Origin of the sequence: Kitasatospora sp. NPDC059817 (assembly GCF_042731835.1) — a bacterium.
GTDB lineage: Bacteria > Actinomycetota > Actinomycetes > Streptomycetales > Streptomycetaceae > Kitasatospora.
Map to the genome: position 1 here is coordinate 3,059 of NZ_JBHWIR010000328.1, position 1,735 is coordinate 4,793.

At 74.5% G+C, this 1,735-nt stretch carries 2 protein-coding genes; both read left to right on the forward strand.

What is annotated here, in order from left to right; genetic code table 11:
- Positions 1-173 precede the first annotated feature (173 nt).
- Positions 174-596 (forward strand): hypothetical protein, encoded by a 423-nt coding sequence (locus tag ACFV61_RS34560; protein ID WP_363376075.1) that lies wholly within the window; start codon positions 174-176, stop codon positions 594-596.
- Positions 597-607: 11 nt separating this feature from the next.
- Positions 608-1,735: sensor histidine kinase (locus tag ACFV61_RS34565; RefSeq protein ID WP_380496051.1), on the forward strand; the 1,128-nt coding region annotated here is incomplete at its 3' end.

The following is a 1,735-nucleotide window of genomic DNA, read 5'->3' on the forward strand; positions in this document are numbered from 1 at the left end:
GGCCCCGTTTTCCCCCGGCCCTTCCCCCGCCCTGACCTGACCCCGCCCTTCCCTGCCCTGACCTGATCCGCCTTGACCTGCCCTGACCCGCCCTGACCTGCTGACAATTGTCACGGTCGGCCGGTGCGGCAGCACACTGCCGGGCGGGGGCGCGGCGCGGACAGCATGGGGGCATGACCTCCACCGATGTGAACCACCCCGACACCGTTCGGGCCTTCCGCACCATCAGGCGGCTGGTGTTCGCCTACCTGGGCCTCAGCGTCGTCACCCTGGCGGCCGCCTACGCCCTGCGCGACCACCCCGACCTGGTGAACCCGGCCGTGTGGATCCGCGGCAGCCTCGTCGTGGCCAGCGCCGTGGTCACGTCCCTGTTCACCACCCGGGCCGCCCGCGGCTCGCACGCGGCGTACCGGCGGCTGCGGATCATCTCGGCCGTCATGATCGCCGCGATCGTCGTGATCATCTGCGTGCCGGGGACCTTCCCGTTCTGGATGAAGGCCGAGCAGGCCCTGTGCGGGCTGGTGCTGGCGGGGGTGGCCGCCGTGATCAACGGACGCCACCTGCGTACCCTGTTCGCGCGATCCGACGCGACGTGAGGCAGGCGAGGGTGGACCAGGACACGCAGGCGACCCTCCCCGGGCACGCCGCTGCGGAGCGCGCCACAGGGGAGCGCGCCCCGCAGCGGTGGGTGCAGGGCTGGCGGCGGATCATGCTGGGCGCCGGGATGCTGGTCTACCCGTGCCTGACCGCCGTCGCCGTGAACGACAACGTGTCCGGGGCGGCCCTGGTCGCCGGGTACGCGGTCGTCGGCGCGTTCTGCCTCTGCTTCGTCCTCACCGCCACCGCGATGGTCCGCGGCCGGCGGCGGCAGGTGCTCCTGCTGCTGGCGGTGATGAGCGCGCTGTTCCTGGCCGCGCTGCCGTTCGCCCACGAGAACGCGTTCTACCTCGCCACCGTCGTGGTCTCCTTCGTCGCCGTGCTGCGGCGCCGCCACGCCACCCGGGTGACCGCCGCCGCCACCCTGGCCGCCCTGCTGGTGCCGTGGGCGGTGCCCGCCTGGCACACCGGGCCCGGCACCTTCCAGGCGCTGGCGCTGCTGTTCACCGTGCTCACCACGGGGGCGTTCGCGGAGATCGCCACCACCAACCAGGCCCTGGTGGCCGCCCGGGCCGAGGTCGCGCGGCTGGCCTCGGAGGCCGAACGCAACCGGATCGCGCGCGACCTGCACGACCTGCTCGGGCACTCGCTCACCGCGATCACCGTCAAGTCCCGCCTGGCCCAGCGCCTCGCCGCCAAGGACCTCGACCAGTCACTGGCGGAGATGGCCGCGGTGGAGTCGCTGTCCCGGCAGGCACTGGCCGACGTCCGGGCCGCGGTCACCGGCTACCGCGACGTCACGCTGGCCGGCGAACTGGCGCGCGGACGCGAACTGCTGCGCGCCGCCGGGGTGGTCGCCGACCTGCCGACGTCCACCGACCCCGTCGCCACGCAGGACGGGGAACTGTTCGGCTGGGTGGTGCGCGAGGGCCTGACCAACGTGGTCCGGCACGCCCGGGCCGACCGCTGCACCGTCACCGTCACCGGCTCCTCCGTGGAGATCCGCGACGACGGGACGGGCGCGGACGGCAGAACCGACGGGGCCGCCGGGGGCGGCGGGATCGCCGGGGGCGGCGAGGGCGGCGGGATCGAGAAGGGCCTGAGGGGGCTGCGGGAACGGGTCGCGGCGGCCGGCGGT

Bases quoted from the DNA above. Each gene is read 5' to 3' on its own strand.
- ACFV61_RS34560 (WP_363376075.1), top strand. From the start codon at position 174: ATGACCTCCACCGATGTGAACCACCCCGACACCGTTCGGGCCTTCCGC.